General features: G+C 66.9%; 21 protein-coding genes. 6 read left to right on the top strand and 15 right to left on the bottom strand.

The features are described from left to right. Window positions 1-309: 309 nt before the first annotated feature. Both H0X00_RS03440 and H0X00_RS03435 read right to left on the bottom strand, forming a co-directional pair. On the bottom strand, window positions 310-1,488 hold the full coding sequence (locus H0X00_RS03440; protein WP_293767330.1) for a cytochrome P450: 1,179 nt from the start codon (window positions 1,486-1,488) through the stop codon (window positions 310-312). 165 nt (window positions 1,489-1,653) lie between these two features. Beyond that, the gene (locus tag H0X00_RS03435) at window positions 1,654-1,887 is read right to left on the bottom strand and encodes an SDR family oxidoreductase (RefSeq protein ID WP_293767329.1); all 234 of its coding nucleotides are present in this window, start codon (window positions 1,885-1,887) and stop codon (window positions 1,654-1,656) included. Between the two features lie 276 nt (window positions 1,888-2,163). Here H0X00_RS03435 and H0X00_RS03430 point away from each other — a divergent pair, with 276 nt between their 5' ends. From H0X00_RS03430 to H0X00_RS03415, 4 genes are all read left to right on the top strand, one after another. Next, window positions 2,164-3,375, top strand: a complete 1,212-nt coding sequence (locus H0X00_RS03430; protein WP_293767328.1) for a cytochrome P450 — start codon at window positions 2,164-2,166, stop codon at window positions 3,373-3,375. Between the two features lie 26 nt (window positions 3,376-3,401). Then, a complete protein-coding gene (locus H0X00_RS03425) occupies window positions 3,402-4,292 on the top strand; it encodes a cyclase family protein (RefSeq protein ID WP_293767327.1) in 891 nt (296 codons plus the stop codon). Continuing rightward, window positions 4,292-5,200 carry an SDR family NAD(P)-dependent oxidoreductase gene (locus H0X00_RS03420; RefSeq protein WP_293767326.1) on the top strand — a complete coding sequence of 303 codons (909 nt, stop codon included), beginning with the start codon at window positions 4,292-4,294 and terminating at the stop codon, window positions 5,198-5,200. The genes H0X00_RS03425 and H0X00_RS03420 overlap by 1 nt, the downstream gene beginning before the upstream one ends. A gap of 56 nt (window positions 5,201-5,256) precedes the next feature. Continuing rightward, window positions 5,257-6,512 (top strand): IS3 family transposase gene (locus tag H0X00_RS03415; protein ID WP_293767325.1). Its coding sequence is split into 2 segments (ribosomal slippage): window positions 5,257-5,545 and window positions 5,545-6,512, totalling 1,257 coding nucleotides; the frame shifts between segments, so codons are not numbered across the junction. An 85-nt stretch (window positions 6,513-6,597) separates the two neighbouring features. On the opposite strand, the gene H0X00_RS03410 is transcribed toward H0X00_RS03415, so the two are convergent. The 5 genes from H0X00_RS03410 to H0X00_RS03390 are packed head-to-tail and all read right to left on the bottom strand — an operon-like array spanning window position 6,598 to window position 10,319. Further along, window positions 6,598-6,828: a lipoyl domain-containing protein gene (locus tag H0X00_RS03410; RefSeq protein WP_293767324.1), complete on the bottom strand. Its 231-nt coding sequence runs from the start codon at window positions 6,826-6,828 to the stop codon at window positions 6,598-6,600. A 14-nt stretch (window positions 6,829-6,842) separates the two neighbouring features. After that, window positions 6,843-7,772: a methylmalonyl Co-A mutase-associated GTPase MeaB gene (gene meaB, locus H0X00_RS03405; protein WP_293767339.1), complete on the bottom strand. Its 930-nt coding sequence runs from the start codon at window positions 7,770-7,772 to the stop codon at window positions 6,843-6,845. Window positions 7,773-7,801: 29 nt separating this feature from the next. Beyond that, a complete protein-coding gene (locus H0X00_RS03400; RefSeq protein ID WP_293767323.1) occupies window positions 7,802-8,230 on the bottom strand; it encodes a MaoC/PaaZ C-terminal domain-containing protein in 429 nt (142 codons plus the stop codon). Continuing rightward, a complete protein-coding gene (locus H0X00_RS03395; protein WP_293767322.1) occupies window positions 8,227-8,679 on the bottom strand; it encodes a cobalamin-dependent protein in 453 nt (150 codons plus the stop codon). The genes H0X00_RS03400 and H0X00_RS03395 overlap by 4 nt, the downstream gene beginning before the upstream one ends. Next, entirely contained in the window at window positions 8,676-10,319 is a 1,644-nt protein-coding gene (locus H0X00_RS03390) for a methylmalonyl-CoA mutase (RefSeq protein WP_293767320.1), read from the bottom strand. The genes H0X00_RS03395 and H0X00_RS03390 overlap by 4 nt, the downstream gene beginning before the upstream one ends. Before the next feature lie 176 nt (window positions 10,320-10,495). Here H0X00_RS03390 and H0X00_RS03385 point away from each other — a divergent pair, with 176 nt between their 5' ends. Both H0X00_RS03385 and H0X00_RS03380 read left to right on the top strand, forming a co-directional pair. Next, on the top strand, window positions 10,496-11,662 hold the full coding sequence (locus H0X00_RS03385; RefSeq protein ID WP_293767319.1) for an acyl-CoA dehydrogenase family protein: 1,167 nt from the start codon (window positions 10,496-10,498) through the stop codon (window positions 11,660-11,662). After that, a complete protein-coding gene (locus tag H0X00_RS03380) occupies window positions 11,659-12,642 on the top strand; it encodes an acyl-CoA dehydrogenase family protein (protein WP_293767318.1) in 984 nt (327 codons plus the stop codon). Before H0X00_RS03385 ends, H0X00_RS03380 begins: the two co-directional genes overlap by 4 nt. 9 nt (window positions 12,643-12,651) lie before the next feature. Here the strand turns inward: H0X00_RS03380 and H0X00_RS03375 are convergent, their stop codons facing one another. The 8 genes from H0X00_RS03375 to H0X00_RS03340 form a co-directional block, all read right to left on the bottom strand. Then, window positions 12,652-13,464, bottom strand: coding sequence for a hypothetical protein (locus tag H0X00_RS03375; RefSeq protein ID WP_293767317.1), 813 nt, complete (start codon window positions 13,462-13,464; stop codon window positions 12,652-12,654). After that, window positions 13,461-14,363: a CoA ester lyase gene (locus tag H0X00_RS03370; protein WP_293767316.1), complete on the bottom strand. Its 903-nt coding sequence runs from the start codon at window positions 14,361-14,363 to the stop codon at window positions 13,461-13,463. Before H0X00_RS03370 ends, H0X00_RS03375 begins: the two co-directional genes overlap by 4 nt. A gap of 41 nt (window positions 14,364-14,404) precedes the next feature. Beyond that, window positions 14,405-15,313 carry a fumarylacetoacetate hydrolase family protein gene (locus H0X00_RS03365; protein WP_293767314.1) on the bottom strand — a complete coding sequence of 303 codons (909 nt, stop codon included), beginning with the start codon at window positions 15,311-15,313 and terminating at the stop codon, window positions 14,405-14,407. 4 nt (window positions 15,314-15,317) lie between these two features. Then, window positions 15,318-17,372 (bottom strand): acetate--CoA ligase family protein, encoded by a 2,055-nt coding sequence (locus H0X00_RS03360; protein WP_293767313.1) that lies wholly within the window; start codon window positions 17,370-17,372, stop codon window positions 15,318-15,320. A gap of 49 nt (window positions 17,373-17,421) precedes the next feature. Continuing rightward, complete coding sequence (locus H0X00_RS03355) at window positions 17,422-18,702, bottom strand: alpha-hydroxy acid oxidase (RefSeq protein WP_293767312.1); 1,281 nt, start codon at window positions 18,700-18,702, stop codon at window positions 17,422-17,424. Between the two features lie 12 nt (window positions 18,703-18,714). Next, a complete protein-coding gene (locus H0X00_RS03350; protein WP_293767311.1) occupies window positions 18,715-19,980 on the bottom strand; it encodes an amidohydrolase family protein in 1,266 nt (421 codons plus the stop codon). A 45-nt stretch (window positions 19,981-20,025) separates the two neighbouring features. Beyond that, window positions 20,026-23,430, bottom strand: coding sequence for an indolepyruvate ferredoxin oxidoreductase family protein (locus H0X00_RS03345; RefSeq protein WP_293767338.1), 3,405 nt, complete (start codon window positions 23,428-23,430; stop codon window positions 20,026-20,028). A gap of 112 nt (window positions 23,431-23,542) precedes the next feature. Continuing rightward, entirely contained in the window at window positions 23,543-26,185 is a 2,643-nt protein-coding gene (locus H0X00_RS03340; protein ID WP_367186416.1) for a LuxR C-terminal-related transcriptional regulator, read from the bottom strand. Between the last annotated feature and the right edge of the window lie 303 nt (window positions 26,186-26,488).

The following is a 26,488-nucleotide window of genomic DNA, read 5'->3' as shown; positions in this document are numbered from 1 at the left end:
TCCTGACGTACGCGACGAGGGTGGGGCGCTCGCGCCTCCAAGGGGTGCACTGAGTCCAACACCGAGCGGTTCGCCGGGCGTGAGTAGGACCTACTCAGGTCAGTGCTCCACCACACCGGTTTGACCGCCCTCGGGCCGGTCATCTTCGCCACCGGCCGCGCGGGTCGCGCGAGGTGGCGGAGATGGCCTGACAGGCCCCGACGTGGTAGTCGGCCGGGGCCTGCCGTTCGCCTGCCCGACAGGGTCAGGCAGTCGCCAAGGTGCATCTCCCCGATGTCGTGGGTGTGGCGGAGCGGCCCTGCCGACCGCTCAGACCCGAGCGACGATGTCGAGCGAGAGAAGGCGGCGCATCCGGAAGTTGGAGTCGAACTCCGGCGTAGCGCCGGGCGCGAGCCGGATGTCGCTGAAGCGGTCGAGCAGGAGATTCAGGCCGATCTCCGCCTCCCGCTTGGCGAGCACCGCCCCGGGGCAGAAGTGGATCCCACCGCCAAAGGCGACATGAGAGCGCAGCTGAGGTCGGTCGATATCGAACGCAAGCGGATCGGCGAACTGCTCGGCGTCCACATTGGCGGAACCGAACATGAGCATCACCAGTTCATCCGCGGCAATCTCGGTATCCGCGACCTTGACCGGGCAGGTGGTGACGCGAGTGAAGACCGACACCGGCGCCTGCAGACGCAGGGTTTCTTCGATCACCCGTGAGATCAGGCTGCGATCGGCCCGGACGCGCTGCATGAGTTCCGGACGTCGGACGAGTTCATACAGCAGCGAGCCCATCAGGCTCGCTGAGGTGTCGTGCCCGGCGACGAGCAGGGTCAGGAGCAGAGAGAGCAGTTCAGCCATGGAGATCGGGTCGTCGCCGACGAGGTTCGCCGCCACGACATCGCCCAGGAAGTCGTCGTGCCCTCCCTTGCGCCGGGTCTCGACCAGGGCGGCCATGAAATGTTGGAACTCGACGACCTGCGTGGCCTCAGCGATGTCCTCCTCCTCGCTGAGCGGCTTACCGATGCGGTTCATGACCGCTTCGCTCCAACGAGGCAACCGCGCGGTTTCCTCCTGGGTCAGCCCGAGGATCGCGGCGATCATGGCAATCGCGAGCGGCTGGGAAAAGGCGGTCATGTACTCGATGGTTGCGTCCTCGTCCCAGGACTCAACGAGAGCGCTGGCCGTCCGCGAGATCTCGCCCTCGAGGAGCTTCACCCGGCGCGCGTTCAAGGCGCTGACAATCAGTTGCCGTTGCCGCGTGTGCTGCGGCGGGTCGAGCCATGCCAGCGAGTCCACGTGCGGGTATCCCGTCGCCAGGACCGCGTCGACGGAGTCCCGCTGGGGGTTCATGGACAGGCCAGAAGTCAGCTTGCTCGCAACGCAGGACGAGTACGTCTCATCGTCACGTAGGGCCTCGGCGACGTCACCGTAACGACTGATCAGGTACATACCCATCTCCGGCACATGGACCACCGGCTGCCCCTGGTGGAGCTGCTGGTACATCCCATGCGGCTCCTTCAGGATCGCCGGATCCAGAAGGCTGGGAGGCTGTGCCGAGCTCGCATCGCCCATCGTCGTTCTACCCCTTCGTCAACGCGGTTAGGTAGAAGCGCACCACCGCAGGCCTGCTGGTGCGTGAGTAAGACCTACTCAGGTACGGACCATCGGTCAGGCGAACGGCACCCCGACGGTCCACCCGCAGTCGACGACGATGTCGCCGCCAGTGATGTAGGAAGCGGCGGAGCTGGCGAGAAAGGCGATGACCGACGCGACTTCCTCCGCCCACCTCAGCGACGTACACGGGTGGCGCCCTGAGCGCACAGCACCCGAGCAGTGGCGGCCGATACTGCTCGCTCCCCCCGTGATGACTGCGACCGGCGGCTGGACGACTTCCTGGTTCATCCTCAGGGTCCTTTCACGCGCGGCGCTGATGCACCCACCTCATGGCGAAGGAGTAGGGCCTGGGTTGACCATCCGTCATGAGTAGCCGTACTGAACGGCCAGCCCGGTCAGGAGTCCCAAGGAACGTTGGCGGAGCGGGTCGCCCGCGGCGCAGGCCGGGGTTTAGGTACCGGCTACTCACGTCCAGGTCAAGGGAGGTGAGGTCTTCTGCAGAGATGGCAGCGATCGGCTCGCCCCCGTCCACGCGTGGGTGACCCGGGATCCGGAGAGCTTCTGATGACCAGCGCAGACCCGTTCAAGGGCACGGCCTTCGAGGGTTTCCGGCACGTCACGGACTACCGAGAGATCGAGAACGCCCTCAAGGCCCGGGCCGCCGCACCTCGGAGACGCCCCAAGGCCGACCACATCGAAGAGGGAACCCTTCTCAAGATCCACGGCGACCGGCATACCCACCGTCGGCGCCTGGAAGGCGCCTTGTTTCGGCCCGAGGTCCTGGAGGGCTACAGCCGAGACGTCCTCGCCGTCACGATTGATCGGGTCGTGGACGGCCTCGCTGCCGAGAAGGGGCCTGACGGCTCCGTTCGGGTCGACCTCGTTTCCCTAGGTCAGCGCATCGTCATGGAGGTCACCGCCCAGATCATCGGCCTCGACGATTTCGAAGGTAAGGGCGCGGAGATCTACGGCCTCCTGGAGGACTTCACCGAGGGCATCAAAGTGGAGTACAGCACCGGGGATCAGACGGAGGTAATCGCGCGTGCACAAGCCGCGAAGCGCCGGTACTGGGAGGACTACGTCAAGCCGGCGCGGGACCGTCGCGCGGCGCTCCTGCGGAACGTCGACGGCGCCGGCGCCGGCGCCACGCTTCCGCACGATCTGATCTCGCTGATCGTCCAGGACCAAGACGAGCAATGGGACGACGATCTGCTGCTGCGAGAGTGCATCCTCTACGTCGTCGGCGCAGGTGCCACCACTGTGGCCCTCGTGGCGCATACCGCGGTCGACTTCTGCCGGTGGCTGGAGAAGCACCCGGAGCGGGCGGAAAAGCTCGACGACGAACTGCTCGAGAACGCCATCGCCGAAGCGCTCAGACTGCATCCGCCGTTCATCGCCCTGGTCCGCGACTGTCTCACGTCCCTGGAAGGCGCGGAGTTCTCGTTCGAGGCCGGCGAGACGCTGTTCCTCGATGTCGGGAAGGCGAATCTCGACGAAGGACTGTTCGGCGCGTGCCCCCGTGAGTTCGATCCAGATCGCGAGGTCCAGTCCCAGGTTCCCCGCTATGGGTTGTCCTTCGGCCAGGGCCGGCATTTCTGCATCGGCCGGCCGATGGCCCTGGGCGGCCGGGGGACCGGCACATCAGGGTCGTTGTTCTCGATCCTGCGCAAGTTGCTGGATTCGGGGATGCGTCTCGACCCTGAGCAGGAACCGGTGCTGGCCAGCAGCCTCGAATCTCGATATGCCCACGTTCCTGTGATCTTCGGACGGCTCTGATCGATGACGCGAAGGGGAGATCTACCGTGAGCAACTGGGGCCGTTGGGGCGCCGAGGACCAACTTGGTGCGCTGAATCTGATCACTCCGGAAAAGCGGGTGGAGGCGGCCAGCCTGGTCCGCACCGGTGCGGTCTACCAGCTGGGGCAGAACATCCAGGCGGATGGCGTTCCCATGGTCAAGGACGGAGCCCGTGGGTTCTGGATGCGGCCGCTGCACATGATGGTTTATGACGGTGGCGACGAAGCAGCAGGTGTCCCGACACGGGGCGACAACTACTTCAGCGCGGAGGACTTCATCGCCGTGCGCATTCACGGCACGACCACCCACCTGGACGGCCTCTCCCACGGCTGGAAGCACGGGCAGCTCTACAACGGCTTCGGTAGCAACCAGGTCAACAGCTCCGGCGCGCACAAGCTCGGGATCGAGAACGTCGGACAGGTCATGACCCGGGGACTGCTGTTCGACATCGCGGGCCTCAAGGCTGTGTCCAGCCTCGACGAGGGCTACCCCATCACCATCGAGGACATGCAGCAGTGCAACCTGGAGATCCGGCCCGGTGATGTGGTCGTGGTGAGGACCGGTTGGTACAACGTCTATTTCGAGAGCCAGGACCGCTACAACGGCGCCTGGCCCGGGATCAGTACTGAGACCGCCCAATGGTTGGCGGACCAGGACGTCTGCATCGTCGGAGCGGACACCGTCGGCGTGGAAGTACTGGGCGGCTCGTTCGGCAAGGAAGGCTTCGCCTGTCCTGTGCATGGCCTCCTTCTGCGCGACTACGGCATCTACCTTCTGGAACTCATGCACCTTGAGGAACTCGCTGCGGCGGGTGTGACGGAGTTCTGCTTCGTGATGGCTCCGCTGCGGATCACCGGGGCGACCGCGAGCCCGGTCAACCCGCTGGCCCTCGTCTGATGGCGATGCTCACCTTCGACGGCCGGGTCGCTGTCGTCACCGGCGCTGGGCGGGGACTGGGACGAGCCTACGCGCGCACGCTCGCTGCGCGCGGTGCCGCCGTCGTGGTCAACGACCTGGGTCGCTCTCTGGACGGCACCATGGCGTCCGACAGCCCGGCGCAGACCGTGGTGGAGGAGATTCTGGCAGCGGGCGGTCGAGCGATTGCCGACGGCAACGACGTCTCCACCGCCGAAGGCGGGGAGGCGATAGTGCAGCGAGCCCGCGAGAGCTTCGGCCGACTGGACATCGTGGTGAACAACGCCGGCATCGTCAATAAGAGCGACTTCCCCGACACCGGCTTCGAAGACCTCGAACGACATGTAGGCGTCCATCAGTACGGGGTGTTCAACGTTACCAAGGCGGCCTGGCCGGGTTTCGTTGAGCAGGGCTACGGCCGAGTCGTCATCGCCGTTTCCAGCGCGCTGTACGGCATCAAAGGGGTCCTGCCCTACTCCAGCGCGAAGGGCGGAGCTTTTGGCCTCGCGCGCGGACTTGCTCAGCTCGGCGAGGAGCACGGGATCAAGGTAAACATGATCGCCCCGATCGCCCTGACTCGGATGAGCACTACCAGCGCTCTCTCAGAGCTGGAACTGCAGACCCGTCAGGAGGCGCTCGCACCGGAGAAGGTGGCCGCGGTCGTCGCGCTGCTTGCCCACGAGCGGTGCCCGGCCAACGCCGAGATCGTCATTGCCGCGGGTGACCGCGTCGCCCGCATGTTCCTGGCGGAGACCCCGGGGGTCACCGAGGTCGGGCTGACCCCCGAAAAGATCCTTGATCGATGGGACGCCATCTGCGACGAGGCCGGATACACGGTCCCTGGCCCTGCTCTGCTCGGCCAGGGCGTCGTTCAGGCGAGCGCCCTATGAATCGCCCCGGCGTGTCCGGGGACTCCATCTCGTGAGTAGACGATGGAGTTCATGTCATGAGCAGAGGGACGCACTACTCGCCTGAGCTGCGAGAGCGGGCCGTTCGGATGGTCGCGGAGCTGACACCGAACTATCCGACCGAGTGGGCCGCGATGAAGTCCGTGGCGGAGAAGTTGGGCATCGGCTCGACCGAGACGGTGCGCAAGTGGGTGCGCCGCGCGCAGGTCGATGCCGGTGCGCGGCCAGGGATCACCAGCGAGGACCACGCCGAGATCAAACGGCTCAAGCGGGAGAACGCGGAGTTGCGGCGGGCCAACGAGATCCTCAAGGCGGCCTCCTCGTTTTTCGCGGCGGAGCTCGACCGCCCACACCGCTCCTCGTGAGGTTCATCGCCGAGCACGCCGGCCGCCAGATCGGCGACGGCCTGGTCTGGGGGGTCGAGCCGATCTGCACGGTGCTCACCGAGCACGGCGCACCGATCGCCCCCAGCACCTACTACGCCGCGCGGGCCGCGGTCCCCACCGCGCGCGAGCGCCGCGATGAGTATCTGATGGTGAAGATCAGCGAGATCCATGCCCGCAACCGCAGCGTCTACGGCCCGCGCAAGGTCTGGATGGCGCTGAACCGGGCCGGGGTCGAGGTGGCCCGCTGCACCGTCGAGCGGCTGATGAGCGAACTCGGCCTGGTCGGAACCCGCCGCGGTAAGGCGGTCCGCACCACGCTGGCCGACCCGGCGGCCGCCCGGCCGGCGGATCTGGTCCGGCGCAAGTTCGCCCCGCTGGCTCCCGATCGTCTTTGGGTTGCCGACTTCACCTACGTGCAGACGTGGTCCGGGACGGTCTACGTCGCGTTCGTCATCGACGCCTACGCCCGCCGGATCCTGGGCTGGCGGGCGGCGAAGACCATGCACACCGAGCTGGTCCTGGACGCACTCGAGCAAGCACTCTGGACTCGGGCCCGGGAGGGCAGCACCGATCTGGCCGGGCTGATCAACCATCACGACGCCGGGTCGCAATACACATCGATTGCCTTCACCGAACGCCTCGCCGCCGCCGGAGTCGATGACTCCGTCGGTGCGGTGGGCTGCGCGCTGGACAATGCGCTGGCCGAGTCCGTGATCGGGCTGTTCAAGACCGAGCTGATCCACCGTCAGGGACCATGGCGGACCCTGGACCACGTCGAAGCCGAGACCGCCGGGTACGTCCACTGGTTCAACACCGAGCGCCTGATGGAGGTCAACGGCGACCTGCCACCGGTCGAGCTTGAGCAGGCCTACTACCGTCACAACCCCGCCCTCGCCGAGGTCGGGTGAGTCAACGATGCGAGTCTCCGGACTTGCCGGGGCGATTCACTAAGCCCGAGCACATCCAGACAGTGAGCCGCTCAGCCTGAAGTGCTCAATCGATGGTCGCGACCTTGGTACCGATCGGCAGCGTGGTTCCGGCCTCGACCAGGTGGCGCAACACCCCGGCGACCGGGGTCTGGACCTCAGTTTCCGTCTTGTCCGTCGCGAGGACGTAGATGGTGTCACCGGCGGCAACGGTCGCGCCGTCGGACGCCACCCAGGTGTCGACCGTGCCTTCCGTCACCGACATGCCAAGCTTCGGAATCTTGATTGTTGTTGTCATCTGTTCCTCCTGCACTAGCGCCGAGCGGTGGTGTCGGTAGAAGTTGGTTCGGTCGCACTCACGAACAACCGGGCGGCCGTGAGCGGATCGATGACGCCACGAGCGACGTCCTGCACCACTCCGGGCTCATCTCGAAGCAACCGCGCGTAGGCGCGCTCGGCCGACAGCGTCTTGACCGCCTCACGCAAAAGCACCCGCCGACGCGTCGCCCGCCGGTGCTCCAGCTGCCCGGTCGCCGCGGAATGACGGGCATGACCATAGATCGCGTCCAGGACCGACTCGACGGCACGCCCGTCCCGCGCGCTACAGCAGTGGATAGGCACCCGCCATCCACTGCGAGCGGACAGATCGAGCGCGATCCGGTAGTCGTCGGCGACTCCCTGCGCACCGCCCTGGTCCGCCTTGTTGACCGCGATCACGTCCGCGACCTCGATCACCCCGGCCTTGCTCGCCTGCACCTCGTCACCGTTCCCGGGGCATACCACGAGGACGGTCGTGTCCGCGTGGTCGGCAATGTCGAGTTCGACCTGACCGACCCCGACCGACTCGACCAGGATCCAGTCGAACCCGTAGTTGTCCAGAGCGCGAATAGCGCTGGGCACGACAAGGGCGAGGCCACCGCCCTGCCCGCGCGACGCCACACTGCGGATGTAGACGCCCGGGTCGTGAAGGTGGTCGGACATCCGCAACCGGTCTCCCAACAGCGCCCCGCCGCTCAAGGGACTCGACGGATCGACCGCCAGGACGGCAACTGTGGCTCGCCGAGCGCGCAACAGCCCCACAAGGCTGCTGGTCAGCGTCGACTTGCCTGTCCCGGGAGCTCCGGTGACCCCTACGACATGGGCCCGCGCCGGCTGGGCGCCTAGCCCAACCTGGTCTAGTCCGCGGGGGTCGCCGGCTTCCAGCCAGGTCAGAGTTCTGGCCAGCCGAAGCCGATCCGCCACCCGAAACACAGGCACCGTCTCCGCCGTCGTCACGACGTCGACCGTCGCACCATGATCGCGCGCACGAAGTCGAGCACGAGCGTGCCGTCCTGATTGTGTGCCTCGTCGTGGGTGAGCAACAAGTCGCCAGCTTTTTCAGGCTTCGAAATGACCTGACGTATCGTCAGCGTCGGCGTGACGGTGTCCCCGCATCCCACCGGATGGCGGAAGCGCAGATCTGTCACGCTCACGAGTCCCAGCACTCTCGAACGCAGCAAATGTTCTGTGCCGGCGATCACGATTCCCAGGAGTGCGGGCCCGTAGAGGATGCGCCGACCGGCCGGGTTGGCCCGAGCGGCGAGGTCATCGTGGAACAGCGGATTGATTGCCCCCATCATCGCGGGCAGCAGGGCGATCTCCGCGTCCGTGATCGTGCGCGAATCTCCCCGGTATCGCGCGCCGGCTTGCAGCTCGATCATCGGGCGTTTTTGGCCGCCACCAACGCGACCAATCGGACGGGAAGCTCTTCCAACGGCGACCGGACTCCGAACACCTCACCGACGCCCATCTCCCGAAGCACCGCGGCGTCCCTCACCGAAATAGTCCCGCCGACCACGATGCTGAACTGGCCAACTGCGCCGATCAAGTCAAGTTCATCGAGCACCTGCTGGGCCAAAGCGACGTGCGCTCCGGACAGCACGGAAAGTCCGATGACGTCGACGTCCTCGTCGATCGCGATCGCCACGACGTCCTTCGCGGTCTGTCGCAGGCCGGTGTAGATGACCTCCATGCCGGCGTCGCGCAACGTGTGTGCAACCACCTTGGCGCCCCGGTCGTGCCCGTCCAGACCGAGCTTGGCGACGAGCACCCGGATCGGGGCCGTCGCTGAGGTGGCTTCGCTTCGGTTTGCGCCTTGACCAGTGGTCACAGTCCGGGCTCCTTGAACTCGCCGAAAACGGTACGCAGGGTCGACACCATCTCCCCGAGGGTCAGATCGGCCCGCGCACAGTCCATGAGCAGGGGCATCAGGTTGTCGTCGCCGACGGCCGCGCCCCGGAGCCGGTCGAGCGCTGCCTGCGCCGTCGTCGTGTCGCGGTCGCGACGCAGGGCCTCGAGCTGTTGACGTTGACGCTCAGCTACCCGCCCGTCCGGGGCGTGCACGACCAGCTCGGGCGGCTCGGTCGTTCCCTTGTGCAGGTTGACCGCAACGATCGGCTTGTCACCGCTCTGCTCGCGCAACTCCTGCTGATACGCGGACTTGGCGATGGCCCTCTGCATGTGGCCAGTCTCGATCGCGACGACCGAGCCGCCCATCTGGTCGATCTCGGCCATCGCCTTGAGCACGCGGGCCTCGATGTCGTCGGTGACCTGCTCCACAAAGTACGAGCCACCCAAGGGGTCGGCCACTGCCGTGGCGTCGGACTCGTACCCCACGATCTGCTGCGTCCGCAGAGCGATGCGCGCGGTGTCCTCGGTAGGGATGTCGAACGCTTCGTCATAGCCGGCCAGCAGCATGCCCTGGCAGCCACCCAGCACGGCGCCCAGACATCCGAGTGTGCCGCGCACGATGTTCGTCTCGGGCTCGTGGACCTGGAAATGCGTGCCGCCGACCGAAGCTGTCACGCGCAGCAACAAGGACGAGCGTTCTTTTGCCCCAAACCGGTCCCGCATGAGCCGGGCCCAGATGCGGCGGGCTGCCCGCGTCTTTGCGGCTTCCTGCAGGAAGTCGCCGTAGTAGTAGAACTGTGCCGAGAGGCGGGTGGCGATTGCGTCGATGTCGAGCCCACGCTTCTGGGCGTACTCCAGGTAGGTGACCGCATTTGCGAAGGCGAAGGCCACCTCCTGGATCGGCGTCGCGCCAGCATCGCGGATATCGGGTCCCCGGATGACGAGGGGGTAGAAGGCTGGCATCTCCCGCGAGCAATACTCCAGAACGTCGCCGACCAGACGGATTCCGTGGGCCGGCGGGTAGATCCACGTGCCCCGTGCGACGTAGTCCTTCAACACATCGGTCGTCATCGATCCGTTGATCTGCCCCGGCGCTATCCCCCGCCTCTCCATCGCGACGAGAAACAGCGCTAGAACGAAGGGTGCTGTGCTGTGCGCGTTGAGGGAGATGCCCATCTTGTCTACGGGCAGACCGTCGAACATCCGCTCAAAATCGCGCACACAGTCCACCGCTACGCCGACGCGACCGGCCTCCGGTGCGGCCTGGGGCTCGTCGGAGTCCAGGCCTACTTGAGTCGGCAGGTCGAACGCAGCACTCACGCCCATGTTCCCGTGGTCGAGTAGGAACCGCCATCGCTGGTTCGTGCTCTCGGCGTCCCCGAATCCGGAGTAGAGACGCATCTGCCAGAGGCGGTCTCGGTAACCCGCGGGGTAGACACTCCGCGTGAACGGAAACTCGCCAGGCAGCCCGATCTGGTCCGGCGTCGGATCCTGTAACGGTACGTAGACGACGTCCAACGGCTCGCCGACTAGCCCCAGGCGCGTGCTCGCTCGCGCCAGTACTCGGGCGTTCGCCTCTCGCCAGCTGGCCAGCTGGTCCTGGGCGTCGCTGGTGGGCATCGACCGCTCTCCTCGTCCAATGGGCACCCGGGCGGGTTCTTCTGCCCGCAGTCATGGAGTCACGCCGAGCCGTGGGGCGTCATGAGTGGCGCTACTCAAGTCGTGTCCTTGCCCGTTCGGCGTCGTTGAGTACGCGTACTCATGACGCCCGAGGTGCCGGCGACTGCAATGGCAAGGTGACGGAGACGGTGATGGACCTTCCGCCGGCGGCTCGCGCCGGGACCGGCGAAGAGTTTCGGCGCTACGCCCGCGAGGCCCTTCAAGCGGTCGCACGCGAGGTCGGGTGGACGACGCGCCCGGCGGTCGGATCTGGAGACGGCTACGACCGCGAGCGGCGGCGCGAGCTGGACCAGCGCCTCGCCGATCTCGGCTGGGCGGGGATTGCTGTGCCCCAGGCCTACGGCGGAGCCGGCCGAACGCTCGCCGAACAGGCGGTCTTTGCGAAGGAAGCTGCCGCGCTCGGCTTGTCCACTCCGTACAACCGGGTCGCCTTAGGCATCGTCGTCCCGGCACTTCTCCTGTTCGGCACCGAGGCCCAGAAGGTCCGCCTTCTGCCGGCGGCCTTGGGGTCTCGCGAGATCTGGTGCCAAGGATTCTCAGAGACCGAGGCCGGCAGTGACCTGGCCAACCTTCGGACCGCCGCGCGGCTGGACGGCGACACCTGGAGAATCTCCGGACGGAAGGTGTGGACCACGATGGCGTCCGAGGCCGACCGTTGCCTGGTGCTGGCGCGGACGGAGGCCGGATCGGCCAGGCATCGGGGCATCACTGCCCTCCTCGTCCCGATGCACCAGAAGGGCGTGACAGTGCGCCCGATCACTCAGATCAACGGGGACCGCGACTTCGCCGAGCTGGAACTGGACGACGCCGTATGCGCTTCGCACGAAGTGCTCGGGGCTCTGGGTGGCGGCTGGAACGTCGCGATGACGGCCCTGTCCTATGAGCGCTCGCTGCATCTGTTGCAACGCCAGTTGCGGCTGGGACTGATGGCGAGCGAGCTCCAGGCCTCGGTGAAATGGTCTGACCTCGCCGAAGCCGGAGAACGAATGCTCGACATCATCACGTCAATACGCGGCCTTTCACGCTCGGTGGAAAGCCAACTGGGCACCCTCGAACGGGGTGGTCTGGTGGGGGTGGAAGCTAACGCGAGCAAGATCGTGTGGAGCGAGACCTATCAGGCGCTGGCCCGGCTAGGGCTCGACCTCGCCCTGGCCGGACGAGGGGGCGATGTCCAATGCTGGACACAGGAGTACCTCTCCAGCCTCGCTACGAGCATCTACGCCGGGACGAATGAGATCCAGCGATCGATCGTGGCCGAACGCGGCATGGGGTTGCCCCGATGAGCGCGCCCAAGCGGGTGCTGTTCGGGGAGCTGCCAGCTGGCGAGGCACAGGCCCTGGCCGAGGTCACCCGCTCGATCGCGCTGGACCTCGGTGACGGCAGGGCGCCGACTAAGCTTGTCCGCGCTCTGGGAGAGTCCGGCCTGCTCGGTTTCGGCATCCCCGAGGACCGTGGGGGGAGTGGCGGCACCGTAGGCCTCGCAGCACTGGTCGCGGAAGAGCTCGGTGCTGCGATGGCCGCGCCCCCCGTGCTTCACCAGCTCGTCGGCGTCCACCTCCTCTCTCAGCTCGAGAATGCGGACCTACTCGGCCCGACCCTCACAGGAGAGAGTTTGGTTCTGTCCGTGTTCGGCGCGGGCGACGCCGTCGAGGTGCCCTTCGCCGCCACCTGGGACCTCGCAGTTCTCTGCAGCCAGCGGGGTACCCGTCTACTGGACCGCGGGTGCCTTTCGGCACCGGTTGATACATGGATCGCGCCGGACTGGCGGAACGTTCGTGCGGAAGTGCCAGAAGCCGGTGGAGCTTCGAACAGGCAGGCTTGGGATGAGCTCACGTCACTGGCCGGCACGCTAGGTGCCGCGTACTCCCTCGGGTCGGCACGGGCACTGCTCACCGAGACTGCGCGCTATGTCGGCGTGCGCGAGCAGTTCGGTGCACCGGTCGGCTCGTTCCAGGCAGTGAAACATCCCCTGGCGAACGCGTGGATCGACCTCCGCCACGCGCGTGAGCTTGTCCTCGCCGGGCTGGCCGGGGCCGACGACAGCGCCGCGACCGACCTCCGTCTCGGGGCGCTGGCTGCCGGGTCGGCTGCTCAGCGCTGCGCAGAGCAGTGCCTGCAGGCAATGGGCGGCATCGGTTTCACCTGGGAATCCGATGTCCACCGTCATCTCAAGGCGATCGCTGCGCTACGCCACTGGCCCGTGCCCGAGCTCCGTGCACGCGCCGCCTTGCGGGCAGAGTTGCTGGACTCGACGCCTCCCTGACGGTCCCTGTCAGCCGCGGGTTGCGGCGACGTCGGCCTCGAGTAGGTCCAACCGCCGGAGTGTGTCGATCTCGAAGGCACTCAGGTTGTGGTGGAGCGCACCTTCGCACTGCTGGTCACGGATCGCCCGCAGAAGCAGGACGGCCATCACGAAGTACCACGACACGAAGGCGAGCAGAGGGATCCACCAGCAGACGAGGCCGTTCCAGGCGAACGGCCCGGTCTTGACGAAGACGCAGAAGTTGCCGGGAAGGAACAGCGTTCCGATCCAGAAGTTCAGATATCCCGACCATCTCGGGAAGATTGGACGGGCGCCCGTGTCCTGGAGAATGACGGCACCGAGCGTGAAGCACTGCACGGCGGCAGTCGAAACCGGAGCGACGAAAGCCAGCCAGCCGAGGTCGTACAACGCCTGCAGGGTGTCCGGATCGCGGTCGGGTCGGTACGCGGCGGCCAGCAACACCAGCATCGGGAGCAGGAACAGGACGATCAAGACCATTCCGAGCCCGAACTGCACGGTCGACCACGGCGAATATGCTCCCTCAATGCGCTTCATCTGCGTTGAGATGACGGCGTAGAACGGGCCCAACAGAGCCGAGCTCAGCATCGTCAGGACCAGGCCCACCCTGATCGCGTTCGTGTCGCCCTGAAAGAAGGCAGCGACCTCCTCAGGGTCTTTCGTCGGCGATGGCGGCGGGATCAAGTCTGCCACCAGGATGAACCCGACGAGCCAAATCACCATCATCGCCGGCCCGCACCACGCGCCGATGCGCTGAGAGCTGACGTTCAACGATTCTCCTTGGCACGCACCTTCAGCGCTCATGAGCGAACCCCGCTCCGATCACGCTCTGCAGCGTCTAGCTTGTCGGTACGTTCAGCGTCCTCGAGACGCTGGAGGAGATTGCGAGCTCCCCGATAGAACGGGCCGTCCACCATCGCGCCATCGAGCACCCCGAACGACACCGCCTTCTCCGCCTTCTCCGCCTCGACCCGGAGTACCTCGCGCGCCCAGGTCTCGTCGGCCGAAGTCGGCAGGTATGCGCGATGGACCTGTTCGATCGTGCGGGGGGTGAACGCGGCGACCGTGTCGAAACCCAGCTTGAAGAGGTAGGTGGCCTCGCTGAACGCGGCCTCGTCGTCGCGAGTCACGGTGGGGATCCCGGTGATCGGGCTGAGCCCAGCGGCCCGACAGGCGGCCACCAAGCGGCTTTGGAAGTACAGGATCTCCTCGCGCTGGCCGTCCGCGCCGGCCATCGTGTAGCGGCGGGTATTGAGTTTGAGGTCCGCGGCCAGGTCACCGGGGCCGAGGACGAGTGCTTCCAGACGCGGGGAGGCGAACGCGATTGCCTCGATGTTCACGATGCCGACGGCGGACTCGATAAGTCCCCACATTCGAACCCCAGCGGGCGCCACGGAACCGATGAGGGCGTCCGCGCGCAGCACCTCGTCCACCGAGTCGAGCTTTGCCAGAAGGAGTGCGTCGGGAAGGGCCGGTGCGACGGCAAGGATGTCCTCCTCCGCGTAAGACCCGCTCATCGGGTTGACGCGGACCACGACGTCCTTGCCGCGCCAGTCCATGCCGCCCAAGAGGTCGACAATGCGCTGTCGCGCCTCCACCTTTCTCGACTCGTGGACGCCGTCCTCGAGGTCGAGGATGATGACGTCGGCCGGGCAGCGCGTCGCCTTGTCGAGCTTGTGGTCATCGAAGATGGGCGTGATCATGAACGACCGCCGGACCCGCCCAGTCGGCACACCGTCGCGCGTCATGAGTCCCCACCGACGAGGGTGGTGAGGACACCGACGCCCTCGACCTCAATCTCGACGCGGTCCCCCGGTCGCAGGAAGGGGCCGTCCGGACCAGACTCGATGGCGGTGCCGGCCGGTGTACCGGACACGAAGCCGTCTCCAGGCAGGAGTTCGATGTAGCCCGAGAGGTGCGCCGCCGTTTCGGCGAAGCTCCAGATCATGTTCTTCGTGCTCGACTGTTGGCGGACCTCACCGTTGACGCGAGTGCCAATGGCGAGGTTCCCGACGTCGTACGGCTCATCGACACACACCCATGGCCCGCAGGCGTTCGCACCCATGAAGTTCTTCTGGAGATTCCAGCTCAGGATGCCTCGGTCGATCGGTTCTCCCCGGCCGAAGTAGTGATCGCGGATACCGAGGTCGTTCCAGGCCGTGTATCCCCAGATCCGCACGTCCTCAACGGTCACGTCACGGCCGCCGGCACCGAGAACTGCGCAGACCTCGACCTCGTAGTCGAGCATCGTGGCTCCGCGTGGTGCCACCACGGTGCCGCCGTCCCCGATGATGGTCTCCGGTACAACGACAAAACCCCACGGGGGCAGCCCGGCTTCGTGCTCGGCGAGTACCTCTGCCTCGGTCACTTCCCGCTTGAGAATCATGCTCTTGGCCGCCGCGGCGTGGTCGGCGAAGTTGGACCCCAGCGCGAAGATGCGTGCGTGTGGCGAGACCAGCGGTGGTTGGAGCACCACGTCGCTCAGCGGGACTGCCGGACCCGCGGCGGCCCGGGCCGCGACCTCGTCGCGAACCTGATCCCAGGCGCCGATCATCGCCGTCCATTCGCGGCCCGCGAGGTCGCTGATGTCGACGACCTCGTCTCCGCGCCCGAGAACGCCGGTAGACCAGTCGTTGAAGCGGACGAGTTTCATCGGATCATCTCTCTTTTCGGGAGGTGCGAGCGTCGACGGCGACCAATGACCCGTCGGCCCGGACCAGCAGGGGGTTGACGTCGAAGGAGACCAGGTCGTCCTGGGCGGCGAAGAGCGACGACAGGTGCACCACAAGGTCGATGAAGCTGTCGAGCGTCGCGGCCCGGCGCGCCAACATCCGCCCGAAGGTGGTGTCCGCGAGCGCCGACTCGATCCGCCGACGGTCGGCTGGGCAGGTGGCGCGCGCGATGTCGGCGTACGGCTCGACGAAACCACCGCCCAGCCCCGCGAGCACGATCGGCCCGAACTCCGGATCCCGGTGACCTCCGATAAAGGCAGGGAGGGTGCCGTCGATGTGCGCCTCGATGACGATGCCTTCTCCGGCACCAAAAGCGAGCCCTCGCCTCAGGATCGACTCAGTGGCTCGACCCACCTCAGCCTCCGAACGGAGACCCAGGAACACCCCGCCGGCATCCGCCTTGTGCACAGCCTCAGTACTGCTGAGTTTCACGGTCACCGGGTAGCCGAGGACGCGCGCGGCCTCGACCGCGGCGTCATGGTCGCTCACCAGGACCGCGTCGTTCAGTGGAACACCGAGCGCCGCCAGCTCCTGTCGCGACGTCCAGTACGGACGGGTGGCCGTGGCGTCGACCAAGGGTCCGGGGTCGCTTCGCTGGGCCAGTTCGACCGGCAACGGGAGCGAAGCCCGGCGACCGCAGAGGCCGTAGGTGGCGATCGCCCGGATGGCCCGGTCGGAGCTGGCGAACGTGGGCAACCGGCACGCCCGCAATACGGCGCTTGCGGGCTCGGTCGCCGCCCCCGCCGTCCACATCGAGACCGCGGTGCGAGCGCGCCGCGGCGCCGACAGTCCCTGGAGGTGCGGCGCGATCACCGGCACGACGTCGGGGGTCGCAAGCACGGGCAGTGAGAGCAGGACCACGTCGTAAGCCGTGTCGTCGGCGAAGGCGGCAACCTGCTCAGGCCATTCGCTGCGACCGGTCACAGCCGTGGCCGCCTGAGAGTCGAACGGATTGTCCACATGCACGCCGGGCCATCGCTTGGCGGCGGATTCCCTTAGCAAGGGCGTCGGCTCCGGCAGCGTGATTCCGAGCGGGCCGGCCACATCGGCGAGGATCGCGCCGTCCCCGCCCGAGAGGGTGATCACACCGAGCGTCTTCACCGCCGAAACAGGCGGCCCCCAGGCCGTGACCAAAGACGCGACTTCCCACAACTGGTCGATGTCATCGACCTGGATGACGCCGAGCTCGGCCATGACCGCCCGCTGGACGTCCGGAGCGCCTGCGAGCGCACCGGAGTGGGTCGCGACCATCTTGCGCCCTGCATCGGACGAACCCAGCTTGTGCAGGACGATGGGTTTGCGAACAGCTCGAGCGTAGAGCGCCACCTCGACGAACTTGGCCGGGGACTTGAAGCCTTCGACGACCATGACGATGACGTCAATACCGTCGTCGTCGAGCATGTAGCGGGCGAGGTCCCACAGATCGAGGTCGAGCTGGTTTCCCGTTGCCACGGCCATTGCGACACCCACGCCATTGGCGCCGGCCCGGTTCAGCACGATGTTGCACAAGCCGCCGCTTTGCGTGACGATCCCGACCCGGCCGGTGGGCAGGTCGGCTGGATGGTTCAGTGAGCCGCGTGGGACGTAACTGTCCGTCAGATTGACCAGGCCGGCTGTGTTCGGGCCGAGCAACCGCAGACCGGTCTCACGCAGCAACTCGCGCAGCTCAGTTCCCCTGCGTTCTCCCTCGGCGTCGGCCGCGCCCTCGTCAAAGCCTCCGGCGATCACCGTCGCGGTGCGGATGCCGTGCTCGGCGCATTGCCGGAGAACCTGCGGGACGCGCGCTGCCCCGACGACCAGGACTGCCGTATCGGGAACCTCCGGCAGCGCGATCACCTCGGCGTAGCAGGGGAACCCGCAGACCTCGTCCCGTCGTGGATTGACCACTGAGATCTGGCCCGAGTAGCCATGCCTCACCAGGTTGCGGACCGGGGCACTGGTCATCGCCCCGGGCGTATCCGTCGCCCCGATCACGACCACCGATTTCGGACGGAGAATCAGGTCGAGGGCGGTAGTCGTGTCGAGCGGGTCAGCGGGCGTCGACACGCGGGTCCTCCGGCAAGCAATCGGGGACTCGCTCGGGCAGGTGGCCGGCGGCTCGTTCCGACATCCGCTCCCAGCGAATCGAAGTTCGGTCGAGGTCTACAGCCCGCGGCACACCGAGTTGGGCGAGGACGTTGTCGATCTCCGAGCGCAGATGTTCGCCGACCGCGACCACACCGTCTTCTCCATCGGCGACCAGCCCCCAGTGGTACGGCCGGGCCACCAGGCAGGCAGTCGCCCCCGCGGCCAAGGCCTTCACCACGTCAGTGCCTCGGCGGACACCGCCATCGAGGAAGACCTCCTTGTTGCGGTTGTGGGCCGCTTCCAAGACCTCGGGCAGCGCCACGAAGGACGCCGGGTTGCCGTTGAGCTGCCGTCCGCCGTGGTTGGAACAGACGACCCCGTCTGCTCCCGCGTCGAAGCAGCGCCTCGCAGCGTCGGCAGTCAGAACGCCCTTGACGACGAGTGGCCCGTCCCAGAGATCGCGCAACCAGCGCAGGTCCTCCCACGTCGATGAGGGGTTGTTGAGCTTCTCCCGCATGAAGGTGCTCAGCCCCATGACGCCGGCGGCCATCTCGAAGCTGTAAGGCTCGAGGTTCTTGAACGTGATCGGATCCCCCGTGACAAAACCACGCAGCCAGCGGACGCGCCGGCACGTGTCGAAGGCGTTCCGCACCGTCAGCCGCGGCGGGATGGTGAGCCCGTTGCGCAGGTCTCGGTCCTTCACACCGGACAACGGAACGTCGATCGTCACGCACAGAGCATGGAAGCCAGCATTCTTCGCTCGGGCTACGAGATCCGCGACGATCCCTGCGTCCTTCCAGTGGTAGACCTGGAACCAGAGGGTGGCGCCCCGGCCTGCGTCGGCCACCTCCTCGAGAGGGAAGTTCGAAGCCGCGCTCAGGGCGTAGACCGTGCCCAGCCGAGCCGCGGCGCGAGCGACCGCCAGTTCTCCCTCGGGATGGACCAGACGTGTGCTCCCAGCCGGCCCGAGCAAAACGGGCATCTCCACCCGACGCCCCAAGACGGTGGTGCTGAGGTCGCGCTGAGCAACATCCACCATCGGCCGAGGTCGGAAAGTGGCCTCGGCGAACGCCGTCTCGTTGGCTCGCGTGGTCACCTCGTCGCCCGCCCCGCCGTCGACGAAGTCGAAGATGGAGCGAGGAAGCCGACGTCGCGCGACCTGTCGATACGACTCGACGTTGACCAGTGGTGCCCGAAGTGACGGGATCGTCAGCTCGGACAGCAGCGAGTTACGCACCGCCATCGCTCGACGGCCTCAGAAGCTATTCGGGTCAGCGACCACCGCGGCGGGGACGTCCACGCCGAAGAGCGTGGAAGCGGTACGCCACGTCATCGCTTCAACCTCGTCCGCCGGCAGATCCTTGAGGTGGTGGTGCAGATGCTCCTGAGAGTTGGGCCAGGTGCTGTCCGCGTGCGGGTAGTCGACCTCCACCATGATGTGGTCAATCCCAATGAGATGACGCTGCGACACCGACGAGGGGTCCTCGAGCATGCAGTACCAGAAGCTGCTGCGCGCGACGTCGGCCGGGGCAGTCGCACCCGCGGGCCACGTCCCGTACATGTCACGGTGCATCCGGTGCGTGTGCTCAAGCCGATCGAGGAGCCCGGCGACCCACCCGATCCCGCCCTCAGCAAGGCAGATCTTCAGGTTGGGGAATCGCAGCGGAACCATCGAGTAGACCCAGTCAACCGCGGTGTGCATCGCATACATGCCGAACAGAACGGCCACAACGTCGGCGGGAGCGCCGTCCCGGGTGGGGGGCAGCGCACCACCGGAACCGATGTGAAGATTGACGACCGTCCCGGTCTCCTCGCACGCAGCGAAGATGGGGTCCCAATGATCGGTGAAGATCGACGGAAGGCCGAGATCGTCCGGCGATTCGGGGAAGGTCACCAGCCGTACGCCTCGCTCAGCGTTCGCGCGGATCTCGGCGGCTCCCTTGACCGGGTCGAGCAGGAACGGCAACTGGCAGGGCACGAGGCGGCCGTTGCTTCCCCCGGCCCATTCCTCGAGGTTCCAGTCGTTCCAGGCGCGGACCGTGGCGAACGCGAGATCGGGGTCCTTCACGATCGTCTGCAGCCGGCCGCCCCCGAAGCCGGCGAGGTGCGACGGGAAATTGACCGAGGCATAGATGCCGTCGAGGTCCATGTCGGCCAGTCGGGCCACGGGGTCCCATGCTCCCCGGCGCATGTGCTCGAAGCGGGTGGGCTCGGCGCTGTACTCGGTGACCGGACGACCCACCACAGCAGCAAGGCCGACCGTCGGCAGCACGTTGCCGTCGTAGACCCAGGCCTGCGCGCCGCCGTCGAACTCCTCGATACGCGGAACCCGGTCCGCGTACGCCTGCGGGGCCCGTCCATCGAACATCCCGGGGGGTTCTACGAGGTGGTCGTCGGCGGAGACCACCGTGTAGTAGCGGTGCCGCTTCTCCGGTTCTGGCAGGAAAGTGACGGTGGTGTTACCCGCCCTGGACGCAACCGTCTGGGTCCTACCGACCGTGGTTCGAGTGCTCGTCGCCATGGGCCAATCCCACTCGCACTACCGCACCACGAACATGAGTAGCGCCTACCCAACTCCCGCGGTGATGTCGGCCTCGAGCTCCCGAGCGATCGCCGCACGATAGCGCTCCACATTGGCGAGCTTGACGGTCTCGTAGCCCCTCACCAACGTCGGGAGCGACGCGATCCGCATGACCGCCTCTTCACCCCGCACCGGTAGTTCGGCCACAAGTCGGTCGACGAGCTCCACGTACTCGTCGCGCAGGGCCCGTTCGACGCGGCGGAGGTGCGCGAAGCCAAAGGGATCGAAGGGCGTTCCGCGAAGGTGGCGAGAGGCCGCGAGGGCGCGCAGCAACACGTACGCGCGAGGCCCGAAACGGAGCTTCCGCTTGAGCCCGACGGCGCGCAACGCGGGGGGATGCAGCATGACCGTCGCCCGCGCTCCCTTCCCGCCTACCGCCTCGACCTCGGCGCGGGCCTCGACGGTCGTGTGGAGCCGGGCAACCTCGTACTCGTCCTTGTACGCCATCAGGCGGTGAAGGTTGTCCGCGACCGCCACCGTGAACCCGCCGCTCCCCGTGCCGGAGGCACGTCGCACGATGAGGAGATACTCACGGGCATAACGGCGGTGCTGATACGCCATGAGATCCGCCGCACGACGCGAAGCCAGCTCTCTGGCGTCCTCGTGCACTTCGGCCAGGAGATCGCGCAACGCTTTCGGTAGCTCGGGCCGTTTGACTTCGGGGTGCGAGGCCGGATCGAGCCCCGCAGCCAGGGCACGGCCCCATCGGAAGGCGTTGAGGTTCGACTCGACGGATACGCCGTTCTCTCGGATCGCCTGCTCGAGTGCAGCGGCACTAACGGGCAGCCCGCCGTGTTGATAGGCGACTCCTACGAGCAAGAGGTTCGCACCACTAACGTCACCGGTCAGGCGTTCGGCTTCTGCTTCGGCGTCGGTCCAATGCGCCTGCTCCACGAGCCCCGCGATTCGATCGGGAAGCGGCGAAAGGTCCTCCACCTCCGAGCCCGGCCGGCCAACCATCGCACCAGTCGGGGTCCGGGTGGTGCTGCCGACGGCGAGCGTGGCATCGAGCCGCAGTCCGAACAGGTTCTCCGGCGCGACGGCAGTCAGTGCGTCGAAGGCGAGGAGGAGGTCGATTCCACGGGAGGAGACTCTTCCCGAAGCGGTTCCCGCTCCGGCCGAGATCCTCAGGTCCGAGACGACAGGGCCGGCCTTCTGGGACAAGCCCGTCTGGTCGAGGCCGTGTACCGTCCAGCCGTCGAAAGCCGCCGCCATACCGAGGATCTGAGCCGTCGTCACAACTCCTGTCCCACCGACGCCGACCATGCGGATGACGGTTTCGTCACCGTGGGCCCGGGGTATCGGTTCAGGAATCTGGGCAGGTATGGGAGGGAGAGCCGCCGCGGCGCCGACCTCGTCCGCAGAACCCGGGGTGACCATCAGGAAGCTGGGGCAGTCACCGGCCAGGCACGATCGGTCGTTGTTGCAGGACCCCTGATGGACCGTGGTTTTGATCCCGTAGTCCGTAGGTAGCGGGTGCAAGGACAGACATGTGCTCTTCACCCCGCAGTCGCCGCATCCCTCACAGACCCGACTGTTGATGGCGATCAGCTCGAGCGGCTTCGGGGCGAGGCCGCGTTTGCGCGCGCGTCGGAGTTCGGCTGCGCACGCCTGGTCGTGGATCAACACCGTGACGCCGGGCTCAGCCGCGAGGGCTTCCTGCGCCGCGATGAGCCTGCTCCGGTCCCAGACCGGGACCCCGGCAGGCAAGGCGGACCTGTCGTAACCCGCGGGATCGTCGGTGGTGACGATGATGCGTCCCACGCCCTCGGCCAGCAGTCCACGCGCCAGGTCGCCTACCGAGCGAATCCCGACGGGGTCCTGCCCGCCAGTCATCGACACCGCGCCGTTGTACAGCAGCTTGTAGGTCACGTTGCTGTCGGCGGCCACGGCGAAGCGGATCGCCAACCAGCCCGAGTGGAATAGCGTTCCGTCACCGAGGTTCTGGAACATGTGCGGGTGTGGGAGGAACGGCGCGGCGCCAACCCATTGAGCTCCCTCACCGCCCATCTGCGTGTTCGACAAGACGTTCCCGGTGCGGGCGGGATCCATTCGCGACGCAAGCGCGTGACAGCCAATCCCGGTTCCCACGATCGACCCTGCCGGCACCTGGGTACTCGAAGAGTGCGGGCAGCCGGCACAGAACCAGGCAGTGCGAGAGGGAAGGACCGTCAACTCCACGCGAGGCGCCGGTGGCGGGGGGCGGAGTCGGCTCGGTTCGACACGCTGCTCCAACCGCCGGCGCAGCACCCTAGCGACGGCGTCCGCGTCGAGTGCTCCCCAACCCTGGACGAGTGTGGCCCCGTTCTCATCCGTCTTGCCGACCACCCGCGGCAGGTCCGGCATGCCGAACAGCGCACTCCTCACCTGGTCTTCGACGAACGGCTTCTTCTCCTCGATGACCAGCAGTTCGGTCAGCCCGCGAGCAAAGCGACGCAGCTCGTCCCGGTCGAGCGGGAAGGTCTGTCGCAGGTTCATGACGCGTATGCCGAGCTGACCGAGTTCGTCGGGTTCGAGCCCGAGAATGCGAGCCGCCTCCAGCAGATCGACGAAGGTGTGTCCCGGTGCGATGATCCCGAGCCAGGCTTCGCTCTGACCGGTCACCGTGGAGTTCAGCCCGTTGAGCGCGCCGTAGGCGCGAGCCAGGGGGATCCGGCGCTCGACCAGGTCTCGTTCCAGCTCCGGCGAGAATGGTTGGTGTAACTTCGCGGCCGTCCGATGCGTCCCGGAACCGGGCGGGAGCAGCGGCTCGACATCTCCTGGCCCGAGCGCAACGGTCGCCGTAGCGTCCGCGACGGCCGTGACAACCTTCAGCGCGACCCACAACCCACTGGCCCGCGAGAGGGCTACCGCGTGCCGACCCAGGTCGAGAAGGTCCTGGGTGGTGCCGGGGTGAAGGATGGGCATCCCCAGGTCCGCGCACATGCCCTCACTCGCGGAGGGCAACGACGACGATTTGCAAGCGGGGTCGTCGCCGACCAGGGCGACCACTCCGCTGCGAGGGCCCGTTCCGGCCAGGTTCGCGTGACGTATCGCATCGGCGGCCCGGTCCAGGCCCGGCGCTTTGCCGTACCAGACTCCGAGCACGCCGTCGCCCTCGAACCCTTCGGTGACCGTGGCGACCTGGGAGCCAAAGACCGCAGTGGCGGCTAGCTCCTCGTTGATGCCCGGCTCGTGCACGATGCCGTGCTCAACGAGCAACTTCCGGCGGCGCAGTAGTTCGGAGTCCAATCCCCCGAGGGGCGAGCCCGGGTAGCCCGAAATGAAGGCACGGGTCTGCAGACCTGCGGAGCGGTCCCGCCGCATCTGCGTCAGCGGCAGACGGACCAATGCCCCGATGCCGGTGAGGAAGTGGAGACCGTCATCCGCGGTGTAACGACCACCGAGCATGACGACGCTTTCAGGAGACCACACCCTCTTATGTCAGCCGAGCCGGGCGCGGCCAGCATGAGTGATCGGTACTCAGAGCGTCGGTACTCGCGGTCGAGCGGACCTGGCAACGTCAGCGGAGCACTAACGGCCTCGACGCCGGATCGCCATTCGCGGAAAGCGCGGGCACCAGTTCCGCGCGGCTGCCGATGCCCAGCTTCTTGTACGCATGCTGCAGGTGATTCTCGACCGTGCGCACTGACAGGAAGAGCTTGTCCGCGATCTCCTTATTCGTGTGGGCGCTCGCGAGCAGCGCGACCTCGCGTTCTGCGCGGGTGAGGGCAGCGCGTGCCGGGACGTCCTGCAGCGCCGGGGTGGAAACGCCCGGGCAGAGCTCAGCCAAGGCCCTCGACCTGACCTGAGCAGCCCGGCCCGCGCACCGGGTGTCGCAGGCACGTCGGTACACGAGCGCCTCGTCGGCCGCGCTTTCCGCCGCGAGCAAGGTGAGGCCCATGTCCTCGAAGGCTCGGGAGGCACGGTTGAGTTCAGGTGCGTCGGCGTTCTTGAGCGCCCGCACGTGCGCGAGTCGGAGCTGAATGAGGTCGCCCTCCATGAGCTCGGCCAGCTCCTCTAGCCGGCCCAGGGCTTCCGCGGGGTAACCGATGCGCGCGAGGACATGGAGTGCGGCCACCTCCGCCACGTGGTCGCCTCGGGTCTGTCCAGCCTTGGCAGTGGAAGACAAGAGGTCCCGCGCGAGCGGCAAGTCGCCGTCGGCAATTGCGACCCAAGCCTTGGAGAACTGGATGTCGGTAGCGACCGGACTGTGCTCTTCGCTGGAGCCGAGCAGTTCGATGGCCGCCACAGACTCGCGCGCCCCGTTGGCGTCAGCAAGGACCGCTTGCGCGGCGACCATGTAGGCGAGGCAGAACTGGACCTGCCCCGGACGCCCGAGCATCCGGAAGATGTCTTCGGCTTCGCGCAGGCTGTCGACAGCCTCCTGGCCCTGCCCGCGTTCACAGGCGAGCTGACCCAAGAACAACGACGCGTAGGCCTGGCCATCAGGGTTGCCGTCCGCGATCGCCTCGTCTCGTTCGGCATTCGCACGTGCGAATGCCTCCATGACTCGGCCGAGTTGGGCCAACGACTGCAAAACGAAATACCGGTAGAGGCAAGGATCCCAGTCCAGCGGGCGTTCCAAGGAATCGCGAATCGCGAGTCCACGGGCCGATGCGTCCATGGACGCGCTGTGCCGGCCGAGCCGGCCCAGGCTGTAGGCACCGGTAATGCAGGCCCAGCCGTACGCGCGTCCCGAGGCCCGCTCCAGCAACTGCTCGGCCAGCTCGGCGCACGCCCGCGGCCCGCCCAGACCAAGATGAATTCCAGAAACCCTGGCCAGGATCTCGTCGCGCCACACCGGATCGCTAATGGTGGCGAGCGCCTGTTCCGCACGCCCGAGACCCTCGTCGAATCGGCCGGAGTGAAAGACGATCCCGTCCAACTCGTTCATGGCGACCAGGGCGCGTTCGGCGTCCGTCGAAGCCGTCTGTCCGAGCGCAGCCAGGGAGCGCTCGCAACTAGCACTGTCGCCACGTAGGCCCTCGAGCTGAGCCGCAAGAAGGCAGGCGTCGAAGCCACCACCAGCTTCCACGGCTGCACGAGCCAGGCGGTACCCCAGCTCGTAGTCGTGATGCCAGCGCGCAGCCGCGGCGGCGGCGAGCATCAGGTGTGGCTTCGCCCCTCCACTCTCCAGCCGCCAGGTCGCGATCCGGAGCAAGTCGGTGTGGCGACGCGCGCCTGTGGCCTCACTCGCCTCGGCCAGGGCCATCGCCATCTCCCGGCGCCGCAGGTCTGACACCCGGCTGAGGACGACGTCACCGACGACCGGCTGCACAACGCGGATGACCAGACGAGAGCCGTCCTTCGCACTCGCGACCAGACCCCGATCCTCAAGCTGGTTCACGGACGCGAGCTCGCCCACGTGGGCCAGCTCGCCCGGCCCGACCGGCTCGCTAAAGGCGATCAGCTCCAACATCTGCTTTTGTTTGTCAGTAAGTCCCGCGATCTGGGCGCCGACAATCTCCGTGAGCCGATGAGAGGGGGCGAGATCCCCGCGAAGGCGCCAGACGCCTCCCTCATTCACCAACTGCTCGGCGGCATCAGCACTCCGGAAGAGCTCCCGAAGGAACAGTGCATTCCCCCGCGAGCGCTCGCAGAACTGGGTTAGGGTCCGGCGCTCGATTCGACCGCCCAGAACAGTGGACAGCACTTCCTCAATGTGCGTCGCCGAGAGGGAGCGCACCTCGATGCGTTCGACCAGTCCGTCCTTCCACAGCACCGCCACTGCATCCGGACACGGTTGGTCGTCACGGACGGTGAGTAAACCGTAGGCGTCGGTACTGGAGACCAGGCTGTGGATAAGAGTCGCCGAAGTCTCATCGAGCAGGTGAGCATCGTCGACCAGGAACACGGCGCGACGGCCGCCTGCCTTCTCCAGCAGCGCCGCGCGTGCCCGGAGCAGGAGACTCACCCGATTGTCGATATCGCGTTCGGAAGGAACAAATCCCGGGAGCACGGAAGCCATCGCCCCGAGCGGAATGGCCGACGCAGTCTTCGTAGCGGTGACCCGCCGCACGTAGAGGCGCAGTGAGACTGCGATCTCCATAATCTCCTGGGCGAGGGCCGTCTTACCCGCGCCAGCCGGCCCGGCCAGCACAAGGCCAGCCTCGCCGCGCTCTAGAGACGCTCGGGCGACAGCCAACTCATGACTTCTGCCCACGACAGGCCAATGCACCACGAACCCTCCATCTCCGCGCCGAGGAGGAGCTTGCGCCGAAATCGTAGACGCATCTTCTGTGAATACAAGCAGCGTTAGCAGTGCCGTGCCGGGGGCGGTGGGCACTGGGGGGCAACCCCCAACCTAGCCGGTCTCCTCCCTCCGCGGACGGGTCAGTTGGGTCTGCTGCACGAGTAGGTGACATCTGAACTGTGGTGCCGAGAGGTGCCGCTGGAAGGATGTGCACTGTGCCGAAACCCCACCCCAAAGAGTTCCGCGACGACGTCGTTCGCGTCGCCCGCAGCC

It is taken from the genome of Sporichthya sp., assembly GCF_013815995.1.
Lineage (GTDB): Bacteria > Actinomycetota > Actinomycetes > Sporichthyales > Sporichthyaceae > Sporichthya.
Note: the sequence above shows the minus strand (reverse complement) of the source record. Positions and strands in the feature narration are given on the sequence as shown.